The organism is Amnibacterium soli (genome assembly GCF_039544415.1).
GTDB classification, from domain to species: domain Bacteria; phylum Actinomycetota; class Actinomycetes; order Actinomycetales; family Microbacteriaceae; genus Amnibacterium; species Amnibacterium soli.
In genome coordinates this window covers 518,906-541,923 of sequence record NZ_BAABLP010000002.1, presented here as the reverse complement: position 1 = coordinate 541,923, position 23,018 = coordinate 518,906, and the positions used below count along the sequence as shown (strand labels likewise).

The 23,018-nt window shown below is 73.6% G+C and carries 25 protein-coding genes and 1 pseudogene; 13 read left to right on the top strand and 13 right to left on the bottom strand.

Annotated features, from left to right (window positions below):
- Positions 1–7 precede the first annotated feature (7 nt).
- Both sufC and ABEA53_RS06555 read left to right on the top strand, forming a co-directional pair.
- Entirely contained in the window at positions 8–772 is a 765-nt protein-coding gene (gene sufC / locus ABEA53_RS06560; RefSeq protein ID WP_345480245.1) for a Fe-S cluster assembly ATPase SufC, read from the top strand.
- A complete protein-coding gene (locus tag ABEA53_RS06555; RefSeq protein WP_345480244.1) occupies positions 772–1,101 on the top strand; it encodes a metal-sulfur cluster assembly factor in 330 nt (109 codons plus the stop codon). The genes sufC and ABEA53_RS06555 overlap by 1 nt, the downstream gene beginning before the upstream one ends.
- Positions 1,102–1,229: 128 nt before the next feature.
- On the opposite strand, the gene yczE is transcribed toward ABEA53_RS06555, so the two are convergent.
- Positions 1,230–1,997, bottom strand: coding sequence for a membrane protein YczE (yczE, locus tag ABEA53_RS06550; protein WP_345480243.1), 768 nt, complete (start codon positions 1,995–1,997; stop codon positions 1,230–1,232).
- On the opposite strand from yczE, the pseudogene ABEA53_RS16915 reads away from it, so the two are divergent.
- Together ABEA53_RS16915 and ABEA53_RS06545 are read left to right on the top strand one after the other, a co-directional pair.
- Positions 1,996–2,256, top strand: a pseudogene (locus ABEA53_RS16915) (GntR family transcriptional regulator); the annotation flags it as partial. The gene yczE and the pseudogene ABEA53_RS16915 sit on opposite strands and share 2 nt — an antisense overlap.
- A 128-nt stretch (positions 2,257–2,384) precedes the next feature.
- Positions 2,385–3,482: an aminotransferase-like domain-containing protein gene (locus tag ABEA53_RS06545; RefSeq protein ID WP_345480242.1), complete on the top strand. Its 1,098-nt coding sequence runs from the start codon at positions 2,385–2,387 to the stop codon at positions 3,480–3,482.
- A 73-nt stretch (positions 3,483–3,555) separates the two neighbouring features.
- On the opposite strand, the gene ABEA53_RS06540 is transcribed toward ABEA53_RS06545, so the two are convergent.
- A complete protein-coding gene (locus ABEA53_RS06540) occupies positions 3,556–4,158 on the bottom strand; it encodes a biotin transporter BioY (protein ID WP_345480240.1) in 603 nt (200 codons plus the stop codon).
- Positions 4,159–4,304: 146 nt separating this feature from the next.
- Between ABEA53_RS06540 and abc-f the strand changes: the two genes are divergently transcribed.
- On the top strand, positions 4,305–5,903 hold the full coding sequence (abc-f, locus tag ABEA53_RS06535) for a ribosomal protection-like ABC-F family protein (protein WP_345480239.1): 1,599 nt from the start codon (positions 4,305–4,307) through the stop codon (positions 5,901–5,903).
- Between the two features lie 39 nt (positions 5,904–5,942).
- Here abc-f and ABEA53_RS06530 read toward each other — a convergent pair whose 3' ends face one another.
- The 3 genes from ABEA53_RS06530 to ABEA53_RS06520 are packed head-to-tail and all read right to left on the bottom strand — an operon-like array spanning position 5,943 to position 7,307.
- Positions 5,943–6,803 (bottom strand): SURF1 family cytochrome oxidase biogenesis protein, encoded by an 861-nt coding sequence (locus ABEA53_RS06530; protein WP_345480238.1) that lies wholly within the window; start codon positions 6,801–6,803, stop codon positions 5,943–5,945.
- Between the two features lie 7 nt (positions 6,804–6,810).
- Positions 6,811–7,038 carry a hypothetical protein gene (locus ABEA53_RS06525; protein WP_345480237.1) on the bottom strand — a complete coding sequence of 76 codons (228 nt, stop codon included), beginning with the start codon at positions 7,036–7,038 and terminating at the stop codon, positions 6,811–6,813.
- Positions 7,035–7,307, bottom strand: a complete 273-nt coding sequence (locus tag ABEA53_RS06520; protein WP_345480236.1) for a DUF3099 domain-containing protein — start codon at positions 7,305–7,307, stop codon at positions 7,035–7,037. Before ABEA53_RS06520 ends, ABEA53_RS06525 begins: the two co-directional genes overlap by 4 nt.
- A gap of 98 nt (positions 7,308–7,405) precedes the next feature.
- On the opposite strand from ABEA53_RS06520, the gene fabG reads away from it, so the two are divergent.
- Positions 7,406–8,113, top strand: a complete 708-nt coding sequence (gene fabG, locus ABEA53_RS06515) for a 3-oxoacyl-ACP reductase FabG (protein WP_345480235.1) — start codon at positions 7,406–7,408, stop codon at positions 8,111–8,113.
- A gap of 158 nt (positions 8,114–8,271) precedes the next feature.
- On the opposite strand, the gene serB is transcribed toward fabG, so the two are convergent.
- Positions 8,272–8,892, bottom strand: a complete 621-nt coding sequence (gene serB / locus ABEA53_RS06510; protein ID WP_345480234.1) for a phosphoserine phosphatase SerB — start codon at positions 8,890–8,892, stop codon at positions 8,272–8,274.
- A 36-nt stretch (positions 8,893–8,928) separates the two neighbouring features.
- A complete protein-coding gene (glgC, locus tag ABEA53_RS06505; RefSeq protein WP_345480233.1) occupies positions 8,929–10,170 on the bottom strand; it encodes a glucose-1-phosphate adenylyltransferase in 1,242 nt (413 codons plus the stop codon).
- Positions 10,171–10,278: 108 nt separating this feature from the next.
- Between glgC and glgA the strand changes: the two genes are divergently transcribed.
- The 4 genes from glgA (at position 10,279) to ABEA53_RS06485 (ending at position 14,371) form a co-directional block, all read left to right on the top strand.
- Entirely contained in the window at positions 10,279–11,460 is a 1,182-nt protein-coding gene (gene glgA / locus ABEA53_RS06500) for a glycogen synthase (protein WP_345480231.1), read from the top strand.
- Between the two features lie 157 nt (positions 11,461–11,617).
- Positions 11,618–12,409, top strand: coding sequence for an ABC transporter ATP-binding protein (locus tag ABEA53_RS06495; protein WP_345480230.1), 792 nt, complete (start codon positions 11,618–11,620; stop codon positions 12,407–12,409).
- A 120-nt stretch (positions 12,410–12,529) separates the two neighbouring features.
- Positions 12,530–12,778, top strand: a complete 249-nt coding sequence (locus ABEA53_RS06490; RefSeq protein ID WP_345480229.1) for a type B 50S ribosomal protein L31 — start codon at positions 12,530–12,532, stop codon at positions 12,776–12,778.
- Between the two features lie 81 nt (positions 12,779–12,859).
- Positions 12,860–14,371, top strand: a complete 1,512-nt coding sequence (locus ABEA53_RS06485; RefSeq protein ID WP_345480228.1) for a glycosyltransferase family 39 protein — start codon at positions 12,860–12,862, stop codon at positions 14,369–14,371.
- Between the two features lie 98 nt (positions 14,372–14,469).
- Here ABEA53_RS06485 and ABEA53_RS06480 read toward each other — a convergent pair whose 3' ends face one another.
- From ABEA53_RS06480 to treS, 3 genes are read right to left on the bottom strand one after another with little or no spacing between them, the layout of a single operon-like run.
- Entirely contained in the window at positions 14,470–15,123 is a 654-nt protein-coding gene (locus ABEA53_RS06480; protein WP_345480227.1) for a GNAT family N-acetyltransferase, read from the bottom strand.
- A gap of 50 nt (positions 15,124–15,173) precedes the next feature.
- Positions 15,174–16,235 (bottom strand): exonuclease domain-containing protein, encoded by a 1,062-nt coding sequence (locus tag ABEA53_RS06475; protein WP_345480226.1) that lies wholly within the window; start codon positions 16,233–16,235, stop codon positions 15,174–15,176.
- Between the two features lie 11 nt (positions 16,236–16,246).
- Positions 16,247–18,013, bottom strand: a complete 1,767-nt coding sequence (gene treS, locus ABEA53_RS06470; RefSeq protein ID WP_345480225.1) for a maltose alpha-D-glucosyltransferase — start codon at positions 18,011–18,013, stop codon at positions 16,247–16,249.
- A gap of 131 nt (positions 18,014–18,144) precedes the next feature.
- On the opposite strand from treS, the gene ABEA53_RS06465 reads away from it, so the two are divergent.
- Positions 18,145–19,041 (top strand): alpha/beta fold hydrolase, encoded by an 897-nt coding sequence (locus ABEA53_RS06465; protein ID WP_345480224.1) that lies wholly within the window; start codon positions 18,145–18,147, stop codon positions 19,039–19,041.
- Positions 19,038–20,120 (top strand): glycosyltransferase family 4 protein, encoded by a 1,083-nt coding sequence (locus ABEA53_RS06460; protein WP_345480223.1) that lies wholly within the window; start codon positions 19,038–19,040, stop codon positions 20,118–20,120. Before ABEA53_RS06465 ends, ABEA53_RS06460 begins: the two co-directional genes overlap by 4 nt.
- Before the next feature lie 21 nt (positions 20,121–20,141).
- On the opposite strand, the gene ABEA53_RS06455 is transcribed toward ABEA53_RS06460, so the two are convergent.
- The 3 genes from ABEA53_RS06455 to ABEA53_RS06445 form a co-directional block, all read right to left on the bottom strand.
- Complete coding sequence (locus ABEA53_RS06455) at positions 20,142–20,750, bottom strand: histidine phosphatase family protein (RefSeq protein WP_345480222.1); 609 nt, start codon at positions 20,748–20,750, stop codon at positions 20,142–20,144.
- A gap of 49 nt (positions 20,751–20,799) precedes the next feature.
- Positions 20,800–21,171 (bottom strand): GntR family transcriptional regulator, encoded by a 372-nt coding sequence (locus tag ABEA53_RS06450; protein WP_345480221.1) that lies wholly within the window; start codon positions 21,169–21,171, stop codon positions 20,800–20,802.
- 139 nt (positions 21,172–21,310) lie between these two features.
- A complete protein-coding gene (locus tag ABEA53_RS06445; RefSeq protein WP_345480220.1) occupies positions 21,311–22,159 on the bottom strand; it encodes an NAD-dependent protein deacetylase in 849 nt (282 codons plus the stop codon).
- A gap of 35 nt (positions 22,160–22,194) precedes the next feature.
- Between ABEA53_RS06445 and ABEA53_RS06440 the strand changes: the two genes are divergently transcribed.
- Positions 22,195–23,007, top strand: coding sequence for a TrmH family RNA methyltransferase (locus ABEA53_RS06440; RefSeq protein ID WP_345480219.1), 813 nt, complete (start codon positions 22,195–22,197; stop codon positions 23,005–23,007).
- Positions 23,008–23,018: the final 11 nt, after the last annotated feature.

The window sequence follows — 23,018 nt, the reverse complement described above, 5'->3', positions numbered from 1 at the left end:
GAAACGCATGTCCACCCTCGCGATCCGCGACCTCCACGTCTCCATCGAGACCGAGCAGGGCACCAAGCCGATCCTGCGCGGCGTCGACCTCGTCATCAACGAGGGCGAGACGCACGCCGTCATGGGCCCCAACGGCTCCGGCAAGTCGACCCTGGCGTACACGATCGCCGGGCACCCGCGCTACAACGTCGACTCCGGCTCGATCACGCTCGACGGCGAGGACGTCCTCGCGATGAGCGTCGACGAGCGCGCCCGCGCCGGCCTGTTCCTCGCCATGCAGTACCCGGTCGAGATCCCCGGCGTCACCGTCTCGAACTTCCTCCGCACCGCGAAGACCGCGATCGACGGCAAGGCCCCCGCGATCCGCGGCTGGGTGAAGGACGTCCGCGGGTCGATGGACGCGCTGCGCATGGACGGCGCCTTCGCCGAGCGCAACGTCAACGAGGGCTTCTCCGGCGGCGAGAAGAAGCGCCACGAGATCCTGCAGCTCGAGCTGCTGAAGCCCCGCTTCGCGGTGCTCGACGAGACCGACTCCGGCCTCGACGTCGACGCGCTGAAGATCGTGTCCGAGGGCGTCAACCGCGCCAAGGACGCCACCGGCCTCGGCGTGCTGCTCATCACGCACTACACGCGGATCCTGCGCTACATCAAGCCGGACTTCGTGCACGTGTTCGTCGCCGGCCGCGTCGCGGAGGAGGGCGGCCCCGAGCTCGCCGACCGGCTCGAGGACGAGGGCTACGACCGCTTCCTCACCGCGGAGGCGACCGCCTGATGGCGACCCAGCTCGCTCCCGAGCGCTTCGACGAGATCTCCGAGGCGCTGAAGGACGTCGTCGACCCCGAGCTGGGCGTGAACGTCGTCGATCTCGGCCTGATCTACGACCTCGGCTGGGACGACGAGAACGACGCGCTCGTCATCAACATGACGCTCACCTCCGCCGGCTGCCCGCTGACCGACGTGATCGAGGACGAGACCGCGCAGGCCCTGGACGGCCACGTCGAGCGCTTCCGGATCAACTGGGTGTGGATGCCGCCCTGGGGTCCCGAGAAGATGACCGACGACGGCAAGGACATGATGCGCGCCATCGGCTTCCAGATCTGAGTCCATGGCCGCCGCCGCTGCTGCGGCGCGGCTGTGACGCTTCGCGGGCCTGAACGGGCCGCGGTACGCGTCGCGGCCGAACGCGTCACCGGAGCCGCCCGACCTCGTGTCGGGCGGCTCCTGTCGTTTCAGGGGCGGTGGAGCTGGGCGGGTGCCAGGAGGCGGATCGTCAGGCCGCAGAGCGGGCCGATGCCGGCCGCGAACACCACGGTGCCGACGCCGACGTTCCCGCCGAGGAGCCAGCCCGCCAGCAGCGCCGAGCCCTCGACCGCGGCGCGGGCCAGCCACACCGGCCATCCGAGGCGCCGGTGCAGGCCCAGCATCAGGCCGTCGCGCGGCCCCGCGCCGAGCCCGGCGCCGACGTAGACCCCGGTCGCGATGGCGAGCAGCACCATGCCGGCCGCCAGCAGCGCGACGCGCGGCACCAGGCCCTCCGCCGGAGCGAGGACGTCGAGCACGGCCTGCGCGGCCGTGCCGACGAGCAGCACGTTCAGCAGCGTCCCGATGCCCGGACGCTGGCGGAGCGGCCACCACGCGAGCAGCAGCAGCGCGCCGATGCCGTTCGTGACGACGCCGAACGGCAGGCGGGTGAGCGCCGCGAGCCCCTGTGCGAGCACGTCCCACGGGCCCACGCCGAGGTGCGCCCGCACGATCAGCGCGATCGCCGCGCCGTAGAGCAGCAGCCCGGCGACGAGGCGCCCGCCCCGCAGCGCTGCCCGCCGATCGGGCAGCGCGAGCCCCGCACCGGCCTCGTCGGCAGCGAGCCCGAGGTGGGAGCGGGGGCCCGGGCGCACGCCGTAGCCGTCCCGGGCCACCTCGCGGACGAGGCCGGCGCCGAGCAGGACCAGCCCGACGGGGACGAGCAGCGTGGTCAGCAGAGCGGCATCGGCGGTCATGGGGCCACTTCAGCGGATGTGGCCTTGCTCGCTGCGGTCCAATCCGAGGAAGGTGGACCGCATGGCTGCTGCACCCGCCGTCTCCGCGTCCGCGGTCGCCCGCCTGCTGCCGGACTGGCGCGCCTCCGGCGCCTCCTACCGGTCGCTCGCCGACCGCATCGGGCTGCTGCTCGAGGACGGTCGGCTCGTCGCGGGGCGGCGCCTGCCCGCCGAGCGGGTGCTCGCCGCGGAGCTCGGCATCAGCCGCACGACGGTGAGCGCCGCGTACGCGCTGCTGCGCGAGCGGGGGCGGCTCGTCACCGTCCACGGCTCGGGCAGCGTCCTCGCGCTCGGCGTGCCCCGGGCGCAGGAGCCCGCCGGGCGTCCGGACGTGACCTCTCGAACGCCGTGCCGCCGGCGTGGCCCGAGCTGCCCGAGTACGTCGAGCGCGCGGCCGCCCGCCTCCCGCCGCTGCTCACCGCCGGCGGGCTCGACTACATCGGTCTCGTCGAGCTGCGCGAGCGCATCGCCGACCGGTACGTGCAGCGCGGCCTGCCCACGACGCCGGGGCAGATCATGGTGACGACCGGGGCGCAGCACGCGATCGGCCTGGTGGTGCGCGCACGCCTCCGCCGCGCCGATCGACTGCTGCTCGACGTGCCGAGCTACCCGCACGCGATCGACGCGTTCCGGGAGGCGGGCGCGCGGCTCGTGCCGGTCGGCATGCCGGACGCGCGCGCGGACGTCGACGCGTGGGAGCGCCTGCTGCGCGAGCTGCGGCCCGAGCTCGCCTACCTGATGCCCGACTTCCACAACCCGACTGGGTCGTCGCTGACGGAGGGGGAGCGGCGCCGGCTGCTCGCGGCCGCCGCGGCGTCCGGCACCGTCCTGCTCGTCGACGAGACGACGGCCGAGCTCGCGATCGACGACGTCGTGCGGCAGCCGCCGCTCGCGGGGCTGGCGACGGGCAGCGGCGCGGAGGTGATCACGGTCGGCTCGGTCGGCAAGACGGTGTGGCACGGCCTCCGCATCGGCTGGATCCTCGCGGACAGCAGGACCATCGCGGAGATCGCGGCGGCTCGGCCGGTGCGGGACCTCGGCACGCCCGTGCTCGACCAGCTGGTGGTGGCCGAGCTGCTGCCGGACGTCGATCGGGTGCTCGACGATCGGACCGCGCTGCTGCGGGCCACCCGGGATGCGGTGGTGGACCGGATCGCCGTGGAGCTGCCCGACTGGCGGGTGCCGGTGCCGCCTGGCGGGCTCTGCATCTGGGCGACGCTGCCCGACGCGCGCAGCTCGCTGCTCGTGCCGGCCGCCGCCGCGGTCGGCCTCCGCATCACCGCCGGGCCCCGGTTCGGGCTCGACGGCGCCTTCGAGCGCCAGCTGCGCATCCCGATCACCCGTCCTGCCGCCGAGTCCGCCGACGCGATCGGCCGGCTCGCGGCGGCCTGGCGGACGAGCGCCTCTGCGGTGCGGCGCGAGGAGGCGTACACCCCGGTCCTCTGAACGCTCGGGTCCGGGACGACGAACGGGTCGGCGCCCCGCGGCGCCGACCCGTGTCGAGGAGGAGGAGCGGGTGTCAGCCCTGCTTCGTCGCGTCCGCGCGGCCGACGAGCGCCCAGGCGCCGCGGAGCACGAGCGCCGCGATGACCGCCTTGACCACGCCGCCCACGATGAACGGCGTGAGGCCGGCCGCGAGCGTCTGCGGCCAGGTCAGCCCGAGCGACACCTGGAGCCAGGGCAGGCCGACGAGGAAGACGACGGCGGAGCCGGCGACGAAGGCGAGCATGCCGCGGACGAGGCCGCGCTCCCAGCGGCGCTGCGCCAGCCAGCCGGTGAACGCCGCGGCGAGCACGAAGCCGACGATGTAGCCGCCGGTGGCGCCGAACAGCACGCCCGTGCCGCTGGACGCCTCGGAGAAGATCGGTGCGCCCAGGGCGCCGACCAGTGCGTACAGGACCATCGACAGCGCGCCGCGCGCCGCCCCGAGCGAGGAGCCGACGAGCAGCACGGCCAGCGTCTGGCCCGTGATCGGCACCGGCCAGAGCGGGATCGCGACCTGCGCGAGGGCCGCGGTGAGCGCGGCGCCGCCGACGACGAGGGCGAGGTCGACGGTGAGCGAGCGGGGGAGCACGCGGTCCGCGAGCACGGACCTGCGCGGGGCGAGCGAGAGCGAGGACACGGGCGGCTCCTTCCGAGGCCGAAGACGCTCCGACCGCGAACTAGACTAGAGCGCTGCCTGGATCGTGGTTCTGTGCCATCCGCACAACCGACAGGCCGATCCATCGTCGACATCGTTCAAGTCGACCTCGACGCAAGGAGCCCGTCATGCTCGCCGTGCACGGCCTCGAGATCACCGTCGGCGCCCGCCGACTGATGGCGGACGTCGAGTTCCGCGTCTCCGACGGCGACAAGGTCGGCCTCGTCGGCCGGAACGGCGCCGGGAAGACCACCCTCACCAAGGTGCTCGCCGGCGACGTGCAGCCCGCCGACGGCCGCGTCGAGCGGTCGGGGGAGATCGGCTACCTGCCCCAGGACCCGCGCGCCGGCGACCCCGAGCAGCTGGCCCGCACCCGCATCCTCGACGCCCGCGGGCTCGGCACCCTCCAGCTCCAGATGGCGGAGGCGACCGAGCGCATGGGCTCCAGCGACCCGAAGGTCGCCGAGAAGGCCATCAACCGCTACGCCCGGCTCGAGGAGGAGTTCACGGCGAAGGGCGGGTACGCGGCCGAGGCCGAGGCCGCGTCGATCTCCTCCAACCTCGCCCTGCCCGACCGCATCCTCGACCAGCCGCTGAGCACGCTCTCCGGCGGCCAGCGGCGCCGCATCGAGCTCGCGCGAATCCTGTTCTCCGACGCGGACACCCTGATCCTCGACGAGCCGACGAACCACCTCGACGCGGACTCGGTCATCTGGCTGCGCGACTTCCTGAAGACCTACAAGGGCGGCGCGATCGTGATCAGCCACGACGTCGACCTGGTCGGCGACGTCGTGAACCGCGTGTTCTACCTCGACGCCAACCGGCAGGTGCTCGACGTCTACAACATGGGCTGGAAGCAGTACCTGAAGCAGCGCGAGACCGACGAGCAGCGCCGCAAGCGCGAGCGCCAGAACGCCGAGAAGAAGGCCGGCGCCCTGCAGCTGCAGGCCGCGAAGATGGGCGCGAAGGCGACGAAGGCGGTCGCCGCGCAGAACATGGTCCGCCGCGCCGAGCGCCTGCTGTCGGGGCTGGAGGAGGTCCGCCAGGTCGAGCGCGTCGCGAAGCTGCGCTTCCCGGACCCCGCCCCCTCCGGCAAGACCCCGCTCATGGCGTCCGACCTGTCGAAGTCCTACGGCTCGCTCGAGATCTTCTCCGCGGTCGACCTGGCGATCGACCGCGGCTCGAAGGTCGTGATCCTCGGCCTGAACGGCGCGGGCAAGACGACGCTGCTGCGCATCCTCGCGGGCGTGGACGAGCCGGACACCGGGCAGCTCGAGCCCGGGTACGGCCTGCGGGTCGGCTACTACGCGCAGGAGCACGAGACGATCGACGTCAAGCGCTCCGTGCTGGAGAACATGGTGTCGGCGGCGCCGAACCTCACCTCCACCGAGGCCCGCCGCGTGCTCGGCTCGTTCCTCTTCACCGGCGACGACGGCGACAAGCCGGCGGGGGTCCTGTCGGGCGGGGAGAAGACGCGGCTCGCGCTCGCGATGCTCGTGGTCTCCGCGGCGAACGTGCTGCTGCTCGACGAGCCGACGAACAACCTCGACCCGGCCAGCCGGGAGGAGATCCTCGGGGCGCTCGCGAACTACACCGGCGCGGTCGTGCTGGTCAGCCACGACGAGGGCGCCGTGGAGGCGCTGAACCCCGAGCGCGTGCTGATCATGCCGGACGGCACCGAGGACCTCTGGACCCCGGAGTACGCGGAGCTCATCAGCGTCAGCTGACCCTCGTCCTGCAGGGACCCGGTGCTGCAGGACGAGGGGTCAGCGGTCGACGAGTTCGTCCTCGACGGCCTCGTCGCTCGGCGCGCGCCTCGCCCGGCGCACCTGCGCACGCTCCTCCGCCGCGGCGACCACCTCGTCGCCCTTGTCGAGCAGGTCGCGGCGGATCGACCAGCCGAGCGCGCCGAAGCCGAGCAGCGCGAACAGGATCCACTGGATGCCGTAGGAGAGGTGCGTGCCCTCGTCCGTGCCGATGTCCGCCGGCTGCGGCTGCAGCCGCTGGGGCGTCGCCGCCGCCGCGGGGGACTCGGACGCCACCTGGCCGTAGGCTCCGGTGTAGGTCGGCAGACCGACCTGCTGGGCGACCTCGTGCAGGTCGACGGAAGGGATCTCCCCGGTCGGCGCCGAGCGCCCGGCGAGCGGGCCCTCGTCCTTCTGCAGCCGCGCCTCCACCGTCACCGTGCCGCTCGGTGCGGCCGGCACCGAGTTCGGCCGGTCGTGCTGGTCGCCGATGGACACCCAGCCGCGGTCGAGCACGAAGACGCTGCCGTCCACCAGGCGCAGCGGGGTGAGGACCTCGAAGCCGGGGTCCCCGTCGGGATCCACGCGGTTGCGCACGAGCAGCTCGTGCTGCGGCAGGTAGGTGCCGCGCACCTCCACGGTCCGCCACTGCAGGCCGGGCCGGTAGGCGGTGCGCGAGCGCAGCAGGTCGTCGAGCGGCACCGGGGCGGCCGCCGCGTTCGACGTGATCAGGGCGTTGGCGGCAGCGGTCTCCGCGCGGCGCGAGAACTGCCACCAGGACAGCAGGCCGCAGCCGATCGCGAAGGCGACGGCGAGCGCCAGCGAGCGGCGCCACCGGCCGTCGGAGACCAGCGCGCGCAGGATCCGACCGAACTGCTCCACGGGGCGGTCAGCGTACTCCGTGCGCGGATGGATCGAGCGGCTTCACCTCGAGCGGGAAGGCGCGCGCGGCCAGGAAGTCGCGCAGGACCGGCACGTGCTCGTCGCACGCCAGCCACACCTTGAACCGGTCGCCGGTGTGGATGCGCGGGTTCCGCCACTCGATCGCGGTCGTCGCCGGGTTGCGGCAGCCCGCTCGCGAGCAGGTGCGGCGCCCGGTGTCGGGCGCGGTGCTCACTCGGGCCGCGAGCGCTGCTCGAGCGCGAGCTGCGGGACGACGCCGGGGTTGATCACGCTGCTGCCGCCCTTCGCGCCGACGTTGGCCAGCACGACCGCCACGTAGGGCAGCACGACCGCGCCGAGGCCGAACACCAGCTTCCACCAGCCCGGCACGAAGAACACCAGGATGAAGCACGCCATGCGGATGGACATCGCCGTGGAGTAGGCCCGCATCCGGCGCTTGCGGTCGTCGACCGGTGCGGCGGGGAGGGCAGTCGCGGACTGCACGTCGTCATGAGTCACAGTGATGTCAACGTACGCGGCCCATCAGGTCTTCCACACCCGATCACTAGGCTCTCGGGAGCCTTACGGAAGGAGACGCCCCCTTGACCCCTCGCACCGTCCTCGTGACCGGCGGCAACCGCGGCATCGGCCGCGCGATCGCCCTGGAGCTCGCCGCCGCCGGGCACCGCGTCGCGATCACCTCCCGCAACGGGTCGGGTCCGGAGGGGGTCCTCGCGGTGCAGGCGGACGTCACCGACGCGGCCTCCCTCGACGCCGCCTTCACGGTCGTCGAGACCGAGCTCGGCCCGGTCGAGGTCGTCGTCGCGAACGCGGGCATCACCAAGGACACGCTGCTGCTGCGCATGACCGAGGCGGACTTCGACGACGTCGTCGCCACGAACCTCGGCGGCTCGTTCCGCGTCGTGAAGCGGGCGTCGAAGGGCATGCTCAAGGCGCGCTTCGGCCGGGTGATCCTCATCTCGAGCGTCGTCGGCATGCTCGGCTCCGCCGGCCAGGTGAACTACGCCTCCTCCAAATCGGCGCTCATCGGCTTCGCGCGGTCGCTGACGCGGGAGCTCGGCGGCCGCGGCATCACCGCGAACGTCGTCGCGCCGGGCTTCATCGAGTCGGACATGACGGCCGAGCTGCCCGAGGCGCAGCAGAAGGACTACCTCGGCCGCATCCCGGTCGGCCGCTTCGGCTCCGGCGACGACGTCGCCAAGACCGTGCTCTGGCTCGCCTCCGACGACGCCGCCTACATCTCGGGCGCGGTCATCCCGGTCGACGGCGGCCTCGGCATGGGCCACTAGTGCTTCCGGCCGCGCCGCCGCTGCTGCGGCGCGGCTGCGCCGCACCGGCGCTGGACGCGCGCTCGGCTGACGGCGTCGGTCGCCCTTGAGGGCGCACCGGAACCGCGCGCTCCCCGTGCCGTGACGGCTCCTGCCGCGGTGACCGCGGGTGCGCCCCGCTAGAGGAGCGCGAGCAGGGGGCGGAGGGACGGGCCCGGCAGCACCACGTCCGCCGCGGCGCGCACCGCCGGCTTCGCGTCGAAGGCCACCGACAGCGTCGCCGCGGACAGCATCCGGAGGTCGTTGGCGCCGTCGCCGACGGCGATCGTGCGCGTCGCCCCGAGCTCGGCCGCCCACTCCAGCAGGCGCTCGCGCTTGACGTCGGCGTCGACGATGCGGCCGAGCACCCGTCCGGTGAGGCGGCCGTCGACGACCTCGAGGTCGTTCGCCTCGCGGTGGTCGAGCCCGATCTCGGCGGCGAGCGGGTCCAGCACCTGGCGGAAGCCGCCGGACACCGCGGCGATCGCGCCGCCGGCGCCGTGCACCGCGGCCACCAGCTCCGGGACCCCGTCCGTCAGGGTGATGCGCGAGCGCACCTCGCCGAGCACCGCCTCCGGCAGGCCCTCGAGCAGCGCGACGCGGCGCGTGAGGCTGCCGGCGAAGTCGAGCTCGCCGCGCATCGCGGCCGCGGTCACGGCCGACACCTCCGCGCCGACGCCCGCGGCGTCCGCCAGGAGGTCGACGACCTCCTGGGCGATCAGCGTCGAGTCGACGTCGAGGACGACCAGGAGGCGCGGCACCCCGCAAGCGTGGCAGAGGTCAGGGTCCGACGCAGGTCAGGGCTCGACCCGGACGCCCTTTCCCACGACGACGATGCCGCTCTCGGTGACGGTCAGCCCGCGCTCGAGGTCGCGCTCGTGCTCGACGCCGACGCGGGCGCCCTCCGCGATCTCCACGTTCTTGTCGAGGATCGCGCGCTGCACGACCGCGCCGGGGCCGATGCGCACGCGGTCGAAGAGCACGGAGTCGCTCACCGAGGCGCCCGGGCCGACCATCGCCCACGGGCCGAGCACGCTGTTCTGGATCCGGGAGCCCGAGAACAGCGAGCCGGGGGACACGATCGAGTCGTGCACGACGGTGTTGTTGCCGTACCCGTCGCGGTTGAACTTGGCGGGCGGCGAGTTCAGCGTCTGCGTGTAGATCGGCCAGCGGCGGTTGTAGAGGTTGAACACCGGCACCGGCGACACGAGGTCCATGTGGGCGTCGTAGAAGGACTCGATGGTCCCCACGTCGCGCCAGTAGTAGCGGTCGCGGTCGGTCGACCCCGGCACCTCGTTGCGGTTCAGGTCGTAGACGCCGGCGTCGCCCTGCTCCACGAAGGCCGGCACGATGTCGCCGCCCATGTCGTGGTCGGAGCCCTCGCGCTCGGCGTCGACGTGCAGCATCTCGACGAGCGCGTCGGTGTCGAAGACGTAGTTGCCCATGGAGGCGAGCACCTCGCCGGGGGAGTCGGGAAGGCCGGACGGGTTCTTCGGCTTCTCGAGGAACTCGCGGATGCGGGTCGGGTCCTTCGGGTCGACGTCGATGACGCCGAAGGAGCTCGCGAGCTCGATCGGCTGCCGGATCGCGGCGACGGTGGCCTTGCGGCCGGAGGCGATGTGCGCCTCGATCATCTGGCTGAAGTCCATGCGGTACACGTGGTCGGCGCCGACCACCACGACGATGTCCGGCCGCTCGTCGCCGATGAGGTTCAGGCTCTGGAAGATCGCGTCGGCGCTGCCGAGGTACCAGCGCTTGCCGAGCCGCTGCTGCGCGGGCACGGACGCGACGTACGAGTTGAGCAGGCCGGACAGGCGCCAGGTCTCCGCGACGTGGCGGTCGAGGCTGTGCGACTTGTACTGCGTCAGCACGACGATCTGCGTCAGCCCCGAGTTCAGCAGGTTCGACAGCGCGAAGTCGATGAGGCGGTAGACGCCGCCGAACGGCACCGCCGGCTTGGCGCGGTCCTCGGTGAGCGGCATGAGTCGCTTGCCCTCGCCGCCGGCGAGCACGATGCCGAATATCTTCTTCGATGGCATGCGCTCACCGTACTCCCAAGGGACATGCGGCTGACCTGGAAATTCATGGTCAGCGGCCGAATTGGGGGTGATGGTCCGGCCGCGGCGGGCCGGGCTACAGTGACGCGCGTGCGCGTCGATCTGCTGACCAAGGAGTACCCGCCGGCCATCTACGGAGGGGCGGGGGTGCACGTCGCGGAGCTGACGAAGGCGCTGCGATCGCGCATCGAGGTGCAGGTGCGCTGCTTCGGGGAGCCGCGCGACGAGGCCGGAGTCACCGCCTACCGCACGCCGGCGGAGCTCGCCGGCGCGAACGGCTCCCTCGAGACCCTCGGCGTCGACCTGCAGATGGCGCAGGGAGCGGCCGGCGCCGACCTGGTGCACTCGCACACCTGGTACGCGAACGCCGGCGGCCACCTGGCGAAGCTGCTGCACGGGGTGCCGCACGTCGTGACGGCGCACAGCCTCGAGCCGCTGCGCCCCTGGAAGGCCGAGCAGCTCGGCGGCGGCTACCGGATCTCGAGCGAGATCGAGCGCACCGCCTACGAGGCGGCCGACGCCGTCATCGCGGTGAGCCGGGGGATGGGCGACGACATCCTGCGCTCGTACCCGCGGGTCGACCCCGCACGTCTCCACGTCGTCTACAACGGCATCGACCTCGAGCAGTGGAAGCCGAACCACGACCCCGACCTCGTGCGCTCGCTCGGCGTCGACCCGGACCGGCCGACCGTCATCTTCGTCGGCCGCATCACGCGCCAGAAGGGGCTGCCCTACCTGCTCCGCGCCGCGGCCGCGCTGCCGCCGGAGGTCCAGCTCGTGCTGTGCGCCGGGGCGCCGGACACGAAGGAGATCATGGCCGAGGTCACCGGCCTGGTGCACGACCTCGCGGAGCAGCGCAGCGGGGTCGTCTGGATCGAGCGGATCCTGCCCCGGGCGGAGCTGACCGCCCTGCTGACGGCGGCCGACGTGTTCGTCTGCCCCTCCGTCTACGAGCCCCTCGGCATCGTGAACCTCGAGGCGATGGCGTGCGGCACCGCGGTGGTCGGCACGGCGACCGGCGGCATCCCCGAGGTCGTCGTCGACGGCGAGACCGGCCGGCTCGTGCCGATCGACCAGGTGCAGGACGGCACGGGCACGCCGACCGACCCGGAGCGCTTCGTCGCGGACCTCGGCCGCATCCTGTCCGAGACGGTGACCGACCGCGCGACGGCCGCGCGCTACGGGGCCGCCGGCCGCCAGCGGGCTGCCGCCGTCTTCGACTGGGACGCCATCGGCGCGCAGACCGTCGACATCTACAGGAGCCTGGTCTGACGGGACGCGCTCCGCACTCGGATCGAAGCCCGTGCCGCCCGCTCAGGGGTGGCCCGGCTCCGGGTGCGCAGCGCTGCTCCTGATGCCGTGACACCGGGCGTCCCACGCCGCCCGAGGTGTCGCCCGCGACCCAGCCACCAGCCCTAGGGTTGGACCCATGTCGCTGGTGCTGGAGCTGTCGGACGTCGCACTCACCCGAGGCACCACCACGATCCTCGACGGGGTCTCCTGGAGCGTCGACAGCAGCGAGCGCTGGGTCGTGCTCGGCCCGAACGGCGCGGGCAAGACCACGCTGCTGCAGCTCGCCGCCGCGCTGCTCCACCCGACCCGCGGCACGGTGACCGTGCTCGACGCGCAGCTCGGCAAGGCGGATCTCTTCGAGGTGCGGCCGCGCATCGGCTTCGCGTCCAGCGCGATGGCGAAGCGCATCCCGCCGGCCGAGACCGTGCTCGACGTCGTGCTCACCGCCGCGTACTCCGTGACGGGGCGCTGGAACGAGCAGTACGAGGAGATCGACGTGCGCCGCGCGAACCGCGTGCTCGCCGAGTGGCGCCTCGACCACCTCACGGACCGGCGCTTCGGCGACCTGTCCGACGGCGAGCAGAAGCGCGTCCAGATCGCCCGCGCGGTCATGACGGACCCGGAGCTGCTGCTGCTCGACGAGCCCGCCGCGAGCCTCGACCTCGGCGCCCGCGAGGAGCTGCTGCAGCTGCTCGGCGGCTACGCCAGCGCGCCGAGCGCGCCCGGCATGGTGATGGTCACGCACCACGTGGAGGAGATCCCCGTCGGCTTCACCCACGCGCTGCTGCTGCGGCAGGGCTCCGTCGTGGCGGCGGGCCCGATCCCCGAGACGATCACCTCGGAGCGGATCGGCGAGACGTTCGGGCTGCCGGTGGAGATCACCGAGCGCGACGGGCGCTACGCCGCCCGCGCGGTCGTCGGCGGCTGAGCGCCGCCGCTGCCGCTCTGGTACCATCGACGGTCGGCCGGTCTCCGGCCCCGCCGCTGCACGGATCCAGGTCCGCGCAGCAAGGCCACACGACTCGCTCTCGATCCGAAGAGGTCCGCCATGAAGTCCGCCATCCACCCCGAGTACCGCGCGATCGTCTTCCGCGACCTCGCCTCCGGCGAGACGTTCCTCACGCGGTCCACCGCGACGAGCGACAAGACGATCGAGCTGGACGGCACGACCTACCCGGTCATCGACGTCGAGATCTCCTCCGCCTCGCACCCCTTCTACACGGGCAAGCAGCGGATCATGGACTCCGCCGGTCGCGTCGAGAAGTTCAACCAGCGCTTCAAGAACTTCGGTCGCTGAGCCTCAGCCGTTGATCGCGAAGGGCCGATTCCCCAGGTGGGGAACGGCCCTTCCGCACGTCCGGGAGGATGGGCGAGCCGCATGACCACCCAGAAGGACGTCGCCGCCGGCGCGGCCCGCCTCGCCGCGTCGCGGCTGCGGTCCGTCCGGGCCGAGAAGCCGTCGGTCGCCGCGCTGCTGCCGCCCGCGGTCGTGCTCCTCGTGCTGCTGCTGGCGCTCGCCGGCCAGTACGGGTTCCACCGCGACGAGCTGTACTTCCGGCTGCTGCCGCCCGCGTGGGGCTACACCGACCAGCCGCCCTTCACCCCGCTCGTCGCGCACCTGATGCGCTTCGTCGCCGACGAGCCCTGGGCGCTGCGGATCCCCGCCGCGGTCGTCGCCGCGCTGTCCGCGGTCGTCGTCGGGCTGCTGGCCGCGGAGGTCGGCGGCGGCCCTCGCGCGCAGGCGCTCGCCGCCTGGGGCGCCGGCTTCGGGTACTACCCGCTGCTGCTCGGCCACGTGCTCTTCACGGCCACCTTCGACCTGCTCGTCTGGCCGCTGATCCTGCTCTGCATCCTGCGGGCGGTGCTGCGCCACCGCGGCGCCTGGTTCCTCGTCGCGGGCCTGGTCGCGGGCGTCAGCCTGTACAACAAGCTGCTCGTGCTCGCGCTGCTGCTGTCGGTCGCGGTGGGGCTCGCGGTCGCCGGGCCGCGCCGCGCCTCCGTCTGGGGCTGGGCGACGGCGGGCAGCCTGCTGGTCGTCGTGATCGGTGCGCCGAACCTCGTCTACCAGCTCGTGCACGGCCTGCCGCAGCTGCAGGTCGGCGCCGCGCTCACGGCGCAGAACGCGACGGACGTGCGCCCCTTCGTGCTGCCGTTCCTGCTCGTGCTGCTCGGTCCCTTCCTCGTGCCGATCTGGGTCGCGGGGCTCGTCGCGCCGTTCCGCCGACACGGGTGGCGGGACGTGCGGTGGCTGCCCGTCGCCTTCGTGGTCATCGTCGGGATCGTGCTCGTGATGGGGGCGCAGCTCTACTACGACCTCGGCGTGCTCACCGCGGTGTACGCGATCGGGTGCGTGCCGGCGACCGAGTGGGCGGCGACCGTCGGCCGGCGGCGGCTGCTCGCCGCGGGGATCGCGATCAACGCCGTCGCCGCCTCCGTGGTCGCGCTGCCCCTGCTGCCGCGGGACGCGCTGCCCGGCAGCGTGCTGCCGTCGTGGAACCAGTCGACGCGCGACCAGCTGGGCTGGCCGGCGCTCGCCGCGCAGATCGCCGCCGTCCCGGCGGCCGACGACCCCGACGCCGTGGTGCTCACCCGCAACTACGGGGAGGCGGGCGCCCTCGAGCGCTACGCGCCGGCCCTCGGGGGCCGCGTGTACAGCGGCCACAACGCGATGCACGACCTCGCCGCGCCTCCGGCCGACACCCGCACGATCGTCGCCGTCGGCTACAACATGGCCTGGCTGCGGCCCATGTTCGCGCAGTGCCGCACCGTCGGCCGCCTCCACGACCCGGCCGGCATCGCCAGCCAGGAGGAGGGCGCGCCCCTGATGGTCTGCACCGGCCGCCGGGTGCCGATGACGACGATCTGGGCCCGCTCCGCCTGGGTCGGCTGACCCCCTCCTCCCGCCGTCCGAGATGCGCGCCTCCTTCCCAGATGCGCGCGAGCGCTCGCGCGCATCTGCGACCACGGCGCGCATCTGCGCGCCGCGGACTAGGGCGCGGTGCCGAGGAGCAGGGCGCGCGCGGCATCCGGCAGGGTGACGCGCGCCGTCCACGGCGGGCGCACGAAGGCGTCACGGGAGAGGCGCAGCTGCTGCTTGTCGACCACCTCGCCGGGTCGCACGCGCATGCGGGTGACGCCGTTGCGCGCGTAGCCGAGCTTCTCGGACACCCGCAGCGAGGCGGCGTTCCAGGACGAGGCGGCCGACTCCGCCCACTCCGCGCCGAGGTGGTCGAAGGCGAGCTGCAGCATGCCCGCGCGCATCTCGGTGCCGAACCCGCGGCCCTGCGCGCCGCGGGTCAGCCACGAGCCGCTGTCGACGGTGCGCAGGTCCGCGAACCGGACGCCGCGGACGTCCTGGGACCTGATCAGCCGCCCGTCGTGCTCGACGGCGAGGGCCACCCACCAGTCGTCCGGGCCGGTCTGCGCCCGCAGCCGCCAGTGGAACCGCGCGAGCGAGACGCGCAGGTCGTCGGGCGCCGCGTCCGTCCACGGGAACGCGAACGGCATCCGGTCCGGCTCGTGCACGCCGGCGATCGCCGCCTCGGCGAGACCCGGCAGGTCGTCGTCCGTCGCCGTGCGCAGCACGAGCCGCGGCGTCTCGATGCGGAGACCGAAGAGCGGCCAGACCTGCTCGATGCCCATCCGTCGACCCTAGGCAGTCGGCAGGGCCCGCGGTCGGATGTGACGACCGGTCAGCGCTGCGGCCAGGATCCCGAGGTGGTGAAGTCGGGGTCGCGCTTCTCGCGCATGTACGCCTGGAAGCTCGCGGCCTGGTCCGCGCACCAGCCGACCTGCGCGTCGTGGAGCGCCTGCGCCTCGAACGCGAGCTCATCCGGGTAGCGCCGGGCCATCGCCTGCGCGACCCGGCCGGCGGCGATCGCGTCGGCGCCGGCGTCGTGCGCGTCGGTGAGGTCGACGCCGTACACGCCCGCCGCGGCGGTGAGCGTGCGCTTGCCCTTGCGGAACCGGTCGAGCTGCTTGTCGAGCACGAAGGGGTCGACGATCGGCGCGGTCGTCTCGAGCGGCCACAGGCGGTGCCGGTCGGCCTCGGCGGCGAGCAGCGTGAGGTCGTACGGCGCGTTGTAGACGACGAGCGGGAACCCGCGGAGGAAGACGCTGCGGATGGCGCCGAGGATCTCGGCCACGACCTCGCCGGGCGGGCGTCCGAAGCGGCGCGCCCGGTCGTCGGTGATGCCGTGGACCGCGGCCGCCCCCTCCGGGATCGGCACGCCCGGGTTCACGATCCAGTCCTTGCGCTCGACGACGGCGCCGTGCTCGTCGATCACGCCGACGTGCGCCGTGACGATGCGGGCGGTCGCCGTGTCGATGCCGGTGGTCTCCAGGTCGAAGACGCCGAGGGCGCCCGCCCAGCGCGGCAGCGGGCGGTCGTCGGGCACCGGGGGAGCGGGGGCGCGGTCCGCGACCAGCAGCGTCGTCCGCTGCGCCACGACGACCTCGTCGGGCGCCGCGAGCACGTCGGTCTCCTCGAGGAGGAGCAGCGGCACGGGCTCCGCGATCGGCTCCGGGGCGGGCGGCGTCCAGGTCGACACGACGTCGACGGCCGCCTCGCGCGGTTCGGGCGGCGCCTCGAACTCGAAGAGCAGCGTCGGGGTGTCCTGGGGCACGGCGTCGACGCTACGTGCCCGCTCCGACACCGCACGTGCGGCGCGCAGCGCGACGGCCGGCCCGGGCCGGCGAGGGCGCTGCTCGGCGCCCGGGCCGAGCGGCGTCAGCACGTCGCGAGGCCCGGGCACCGGTCACGGCGCTAGATCTGCGGGTCCGGGAGGATGATCGGGATCGCGGTCGTGTTCACCGGGACCTCCTCCGCGACCGGCTGGGCGACCCGCAGCCAGTAGAAGCTCTGCGTGCCGAGCGTGATCGTGACCCTGCCCTCCGCGTCGAAGGACGGGAAGCGGCTGCCGCCGAACAGGTCGGTGAGGCTGTGGTTCGCGAGCTCGGGGGCGGTGATCGTGAACGACACCGGGTTGTGCAGGAACGAGAAGACGCAGAGCACGGCCTCGCCGCGGTCGCCGATGGAGCCGGCGGATCCGCTGTAGTTCCGCAGGAACGCGAGCGCCGACTCGTGGTCGGTCTCGAGCACCGTCAGGTCGCCCAGGCCGAACACCGGGTGCGCCTTCCGCGTGTGGATCACGTTGCGGACCCAGTGCAGCATGGAGCGCGACTGGGCGAGCTGCGACTCCACGTTGACGAGCGAGTAGTGGTAGACGAGCGACTGCACCACGGGCAGGAAGAGCTTGCCGGGGTCGGAGGTGGAGAAGCCCGCGTTGCGGTCGGGCGTCCACTGCATCGGCGTGCGCGACGCGTCGCGGTCGTTCAGCCAGATGTTGTCGCCCATGCCGATCTCGTCCCCGTAGTAGAGGAACGGGCTGCCGGGCAGCGAGAACAGCAGGGCGTGGGCGAGCTCGAGCTCGGCCCGCGAGTTGTCGAGCAGCGGGGCCAGCCGGCGCCGGATGCCGATGTTCGAGCGCATGCGCGGGTCGTACGCGTACCAGCCGTACATCGCCTGGCGGTACTCCTCGTCGACCATCTCGAGCGTCAGCTCGTCGTGGTTGCGGAGGAAGACGCCCCAGGCCGCGGAGTCGGGGATGTTCGTCTGCTCGGAGAGGATCTTCACGAGCTCCGTCGCGGTCTGCGCGCGCAGCGAGTAGTAGATGCGCGGCATGACGGGGAAGTCGAAGGCCATGTGGCACTCCGGCTCCTCCTCGGTGCCGAAGAACGCGGCGACCTCGCGGGGCCACTGGTTCGCCTCGGCGAGCAGGATGCGGCCCGGGTACTCGCGGTCGACGTACTCGCGGAGGCGGCGGATGAACTCGTGCGTCTTCGGCTCGCCCTCGCCGTTGCCCTCCTCGCTCTCGAAGAGGTACGGGATCGCGTCGAGGCGCAGCCCGTCGACGCCGAGGTCGAGCCAGAACTTCACGATGTCGAAGATCGCCTCCTGCACCTTCGGGTTCTCGAAGTTCAGGTCCGGCTGGTGGCTGAAGAAGCGGTGGAAGAAGAACTGGCGGCGCACGGGGTCGAACGTCCAGTTCGACTCCTCCGTGTCGACGAAGATCACGCGGATGTTCTTGTACTTCTCGTCGGTGTCGCTCCAGACGTAGAAGTCGCCGTACGGCCCCTCCGGGTCGCTGCGGGACTGCTGGAACCACTCGTGCGCGTCCGAGGTGTGGTTCAGCGGGAAGTCCATGACGATGCGCATGTTGCGCTCGTGCGCGCGCCGCACCAGGTCGCGGAACTCGTCGATCGTGCCGAACTCCGGCAGCACGGCCTTGAAGTCCGAGATGTCGTAGCCGCCGTCGCGGAGGGGCGACTGGTAGAAGGGCGGCAGCCACAGGGAGTCGATGCCGAGCCACTGCAGGTAGTCGAGCCGCGAGGCCAGACCGGCGATGTCGCCCGTGCCGTCGCCGTTGCTGTCGACGAAGCTGCGGACCATGACCTCGTAGAACACCGCGCGCTTGTACCAGGTGGGATCGCGGGTCAGACCGGGCAGCTGGATCGGCGCGGTGAAGCTCACGGATCATCCTCTCGGCACGCGGGACGGCGCGTGCGGCGATCCTAATGAAGCGGAACTGGGGCCCTCCCGTCGGGCGCTGCGCGGCGGCGCGTGCGACCGGAGGGGAGCGGCGTTCCTAGACTCGGGCACCGATGCGCATCGTCCCGTCCCCGTACGCCGCCGGCCTCGCCCGCACCTCCGTCGCCCGCCACGACACCGTCGTGGACGGCGTCCCCGCCGCCTGGTGGGAGTACGGGGAGGCGGGCGACGGCCCGACCCTGCTGCTCGTGCACGGCTTCCGCGGCGACCACCACGGGCTCGAGCCGGTCGTCTCCTTCCTGCCCGGCGTGCACGTGGTCGCCCCCGACCTGCCCGGGTTCGGCGCCTCCGCGCCGCTGCCCGGCCCGCACTCGATCGACGGGTACTCGCGGTGGCTGCGCGCGTTCGCGGCGCAGCTCGGGCTCGACGACCGCATCGTCGTGGTCGGGCACTCGTTCGGCACGATCGTCTCCGCGAAGGCGCTCGCCGACGGCCTGCCCGCAGCCTGCGCGGTGCTGCTGAACCCGATCGCGGCGCCGGCGCTCGCCGGGCCCAACGCGCTCGGCACCCGCCTCTCCTCCTTCTACTTCCGGGTCGGCGCCCTGCTGCCGGAGCGCGTGGGGAACGCGCTGCTGCAGAACCGCCTGATCACCCGCGGCGCCGGGGCCTTCCTGGCGAAGACGAAGGACCCCGCGCTGCGGCGGTGGATCCACGACCAGCACGACCGCTACTTCTCCGGCTACGCGAGCCGGCGGGTGGTGCTGGAGGCGTTCCGCGCCTCGGTCGACCACGACATCACGGAGTGGGCGGACCGGCTGACGCTGCCCGTGCACCTGGTCGCCGCCGAGCACGACGACATCACGACCGTCGACGCCGTGCGGAGGCTGCAGGGGATGCTGGCGCAGGGCACGATGGCGGTGCTGCCCGGCGTCGGGCACCTGGTGCACTACGAGAAGCCGCGCGAGGCGGCCGAGCAGGTCGCCGCGGTCGCCGGCGTGCAGGTCGCATGAGGCTCGTCGTCGACTGCCGGTACGTGCGGCGCGACGGCCGGCACGACGGCATCAGCCGCTACGCCGCCGGCATCACCGGCGGGCTCGGCCGGCTCGTGCCGCTGACGATGCTGATCGACGACGAGCGGCAGCTCGAGCTGCTGCCGGACCTGCCGTGGGCGCGGACGCGCCCGCCCACGTCGCTGCTCGAGCCGCTGATCCCGCGGGTCGTGAACCGCCTGCGGCCCGACGTCGTGTTCTGCCCCCTCCAGACCTCCGGGTCGCTGGGGCGCCGGTACGGGCTCGTGCTGACCCTGCACGACCTCATCTACTACCGGCACCGCACGCCGCCGGCGGAGTTCGCGTGGTGGGTGCGCCTCGGCTGGCGGCTGCTCTACGCGAGCTACGCGCCGCAGCGGCTGCTGCTGAACCGGGCGGACGAGGTGGTCACCGTGTCGGAGACCGTCGCCGGCGAGATCGCCGAGCACCGGCTCACGCGCAGACGGGTGACCGTCGTGCCGAACGCGCCCGACGCGGCGCCGCTCGCCGCCGCCGCGCCCGGCCCCCGCTCGCGCTCGATCGTCTACATGGGCGCCTTCATCGGGTACAAGGACGTGCCGACGCTCGTGCGCGCGGCCGCGCTGCTGCCCGGCTGGACGCTGCACCTGGCGAGCCGCATCGGGGCGGCGGAGCGCGGCCGCCTCGAGCGGGTCGCGGCGGAGGCGGGCGGTGCGGACCTCGTGTTCCACGACGGCGTCGACGAGGCCGAGTACGCGGCGCTGCTCGACGGGGCGACCGCGCTCGTGACCGCCTCCCTCGACGAGGGCTTCGGCCTCCCTGTCGTCGAGGCGATGCAGCGCGGCGTGCCCGTGGTGCTGACCGACGTCCCGATCTTCCGCGAGGTCGGGGGCGACGCCGCCCTCTACGCAGCGCCCGGGGACGCGGCGGCGTTCGCCGCCGCGGTCCGTCGGCTCGAGGAGCCGGGGGAGTGGCGGCGCCGCTCCACCGCCTCGCTCGAGCAGGTCGCGCGGTACAGCTGGGACGCCTCCGCGGCCCGCCTCCTGCCCGTCCTCGAGCGCGTGGCCGCCTCCCGCCGCTGAGCGGGCCGGGGCAGCAGGCCGTCAGTCGCCGGCGACGACCGCGTCCTCGGGCGGCAGCAGGTCGGCGGACCAGGGGCGGCCCGCGAACTCGATCAGCTCGAGCCGGCCGTCGACGACGCGGAACACGTGGTCGGAGCCGTTCTCGATGCGCTCGCCGCGCTGCGGCCACGCCCACCGGGTCGCGTCCCGCACGAGCGAGCCGATCACGCCGCCGTGCGACACGACGAGCACCCGCTGACCGGGGTGCCGCTCCGCGAGCGCGAAGAGGGCCGGCTTGACCCGCTCCACGGTCGCCTGGCGCGACTCCTGCGCGCCGAGGTCCCCGCCGAAGCGCGCGTCGAGCTCGACGTCCGTCATGCCCTCGGCCTCGCCGTAGTTCCGCTCGACCAGGTCGTCGACGAGCTCGACGTCGCCGAGGCCGAGGCCCTCCGCGATGATCCGCGCGGTCTCCGCGGCGCGGGACAGCGGGCTCGCGGCGACGGCGTCGAAGGCGGTGCCGGTGAGGCGGTCGGCCGTCGCACGGGCCTGCTCGCGGCCCGTCTCGTTCAGCGGGATGTCCGTGCGGCCCTGGACGCGGCCCGCCCGGTTCCAGTCGGTCTCACCGTGGCGCACGAGGACGAGGTCGGTCATGGTCTCCATCCGGGCCGGGGAACAGGCGCCGAGAGCCTACCGGCAGCGGTCAGGGGGCGAGCCCGAGCGCCCGGTCGACGAGCAGCCGGGCGTCCTCCGGCGCGACGCCGAGCGCTCGCGCCCTCGCGGCGAACGCCGCGGCGGCCTGCTCGAGCTCGCGGGTGCCGGAGTCGGGGGACCAGCTGACGACCGTGCCGTTGCGCCCGCGCGTCTCCACGAGCCCCTCCGCCTCCAGCTCCTTGACCGCCCGGGCCACCGTGTTCGCGGCCAGGCCGAGCGACTCGGCGAGGCCGCGCACCGTGGGCAGGCGCTCGCCGGGGGCGATGCCGCCGCCGCGGATCGCGTCCGCCAGCTGTGCGCGCAGCTGCTCGAAGGGCGGGGCGGCCGCGGCCGGGTCGACCCGGAGCTCGGGCAGTGGCATGCGACGAGTCTCGCGGATCCGCAGAAACGGCGCGACACGCCGCGCAGGCCGCCTCCCGCACCGGCGTGTCGTCCCGGAAGTGCGGATCCGCAAAGGTTCTGCGGATCCACGGCGGTTCTCCGGATCCGCGAGGACCGGGTCAGGCGAGGAGGCGGTCCCGGAGCGCGGTGAGGGTCTCGGTGGTGCCCGCGTCGATCTTCAGCGCGGCGATGCGGTCGCCCTTCGTCGCGCCGCGGTTCAGGACCACGATCGGCACGCGGGCGCGGCGCGCCTGCTCCAGGAGCCGGATGCCGCTGTTCACGACGAGCGAGGAGCCCGCGACGAGCAGCGCGTCCGCGCGGCGGACGATCGCGGCGGCCTCGGCGAAGCGCTCGCGGGGGACGAACTCGCCGAAGAACACGACCTCCGGCTTCAACGTGCCGCCGCAGACGGTGCAGTCCGGCACGACGAAGTCCGAGACGTCGCCGACGTCCGCGTCGCCGTCGGGGTTCAGCGTCGTCGTCGCCCCGCCCACGAACCAGGCGTTCGCGGCCTCGATGCGCTCCGCGACCGCGCCGCGGGCGAAGAGCTGGCCGCAGCGGAGGCAGACGACGCGGTCGACGGAGCCGTGCACCTCCACGACGTGGCGGGAGCCCGCCTTGCCGTGCAGGCCGTCGACGTTCTGCGTCGTCACGCCCTGCACCCGGCCCGCGGCCTCGAGCTCGGCCAGCGCGACGTGCCCCGCGTTCGGCTGCGCGGCCACGAACCGCGCCCAGCCGAGGTAGCTGCCGGCCCAGTACCGCTTGCGGAACGACTCGCCCGCGAGGAACTGCTGGATGGTCATCGGGGAGCGCTTCGGAGCGCCCTCGCCGCGGTAGTCGGGGATGCCCGAGTCGGTGCTGATGCCCGCCCCAGTGAGCACCGCGATGCGGCCCGAGAGCAGCTCCGCCGCCCGGTCCAGGCGGTCGTCGACGGGCTCGTCCGCGATCCCGGCGGCGCTCGTCCCCATAGCCTGGAAGCGTAATCGGGGGAGGGAGGCCGGCGATGCGGATCCGTGCGCTGTCCGCGGACGGCCTGGCCGACCCCGAGCTGGCGGACTTCACCCGGCTCACCGACGTCGCGCTCCGGCGCAAGCTCGAGCCGGAGGGCGGGCTGTACCTCGCCGAGTCGACCAAGGTGATCGAGCGCGCGATCCGCGCGGGGCACCGCCCCCGGGCGGTGCTGACCCGCGCCGAGTGGGTGCCGCAGCTCAAGCCGCTGCTCGCACCGTTCCCCGACGTGCCGGTGCACGTGGGCGACGACGGGGTGCTCGAGCGCCTGACCGGCTTCCACCTGCACCGCGGCGCCCTCGCCTCCATGCACCGCCCCGAGCTGCCCGACCCCGCCGACCTGCTGCAGGACGCGCGCCGGATCGTCGTGATCGAGGACGTGGTCGACCACACCAACGTCGGCGCGATCTTCCGCAGCGCCGCCGGGCTCGGCGTCGACGCGGTGCTCGTGACGCCGCGCTGCGCCGACCCGCTCTACCGCCGCAGCGTGCGGGTGAGCATGGGCACGGTGCTGCAGGTGCCGTGGACGCGGCTGCCCGAGTGGCGGGAGGCGGGTCCGCTGCTGCACGACGCCGGCTTCGCCATCGCGGCGCTCGCGCTGACGGACCGGGCGGAGGACCTCGACGTGCTCGCGGCCGATCCGCCGCCGCGCCTCGCCCTCGTGCTCGGCACGGAGGGGGACGGGCTCAGCCGCGCGGCGCTCGCGGTCGCCGACCGGCACGTCCGCATCCCCATGGCCCACGGCGTGGACTCGCTGAACGTCGCGGCCGCGGCCGCGCTCGCGGTGTGGGCCGTCCGCCCGCGCTGAGGCCTCCGCCG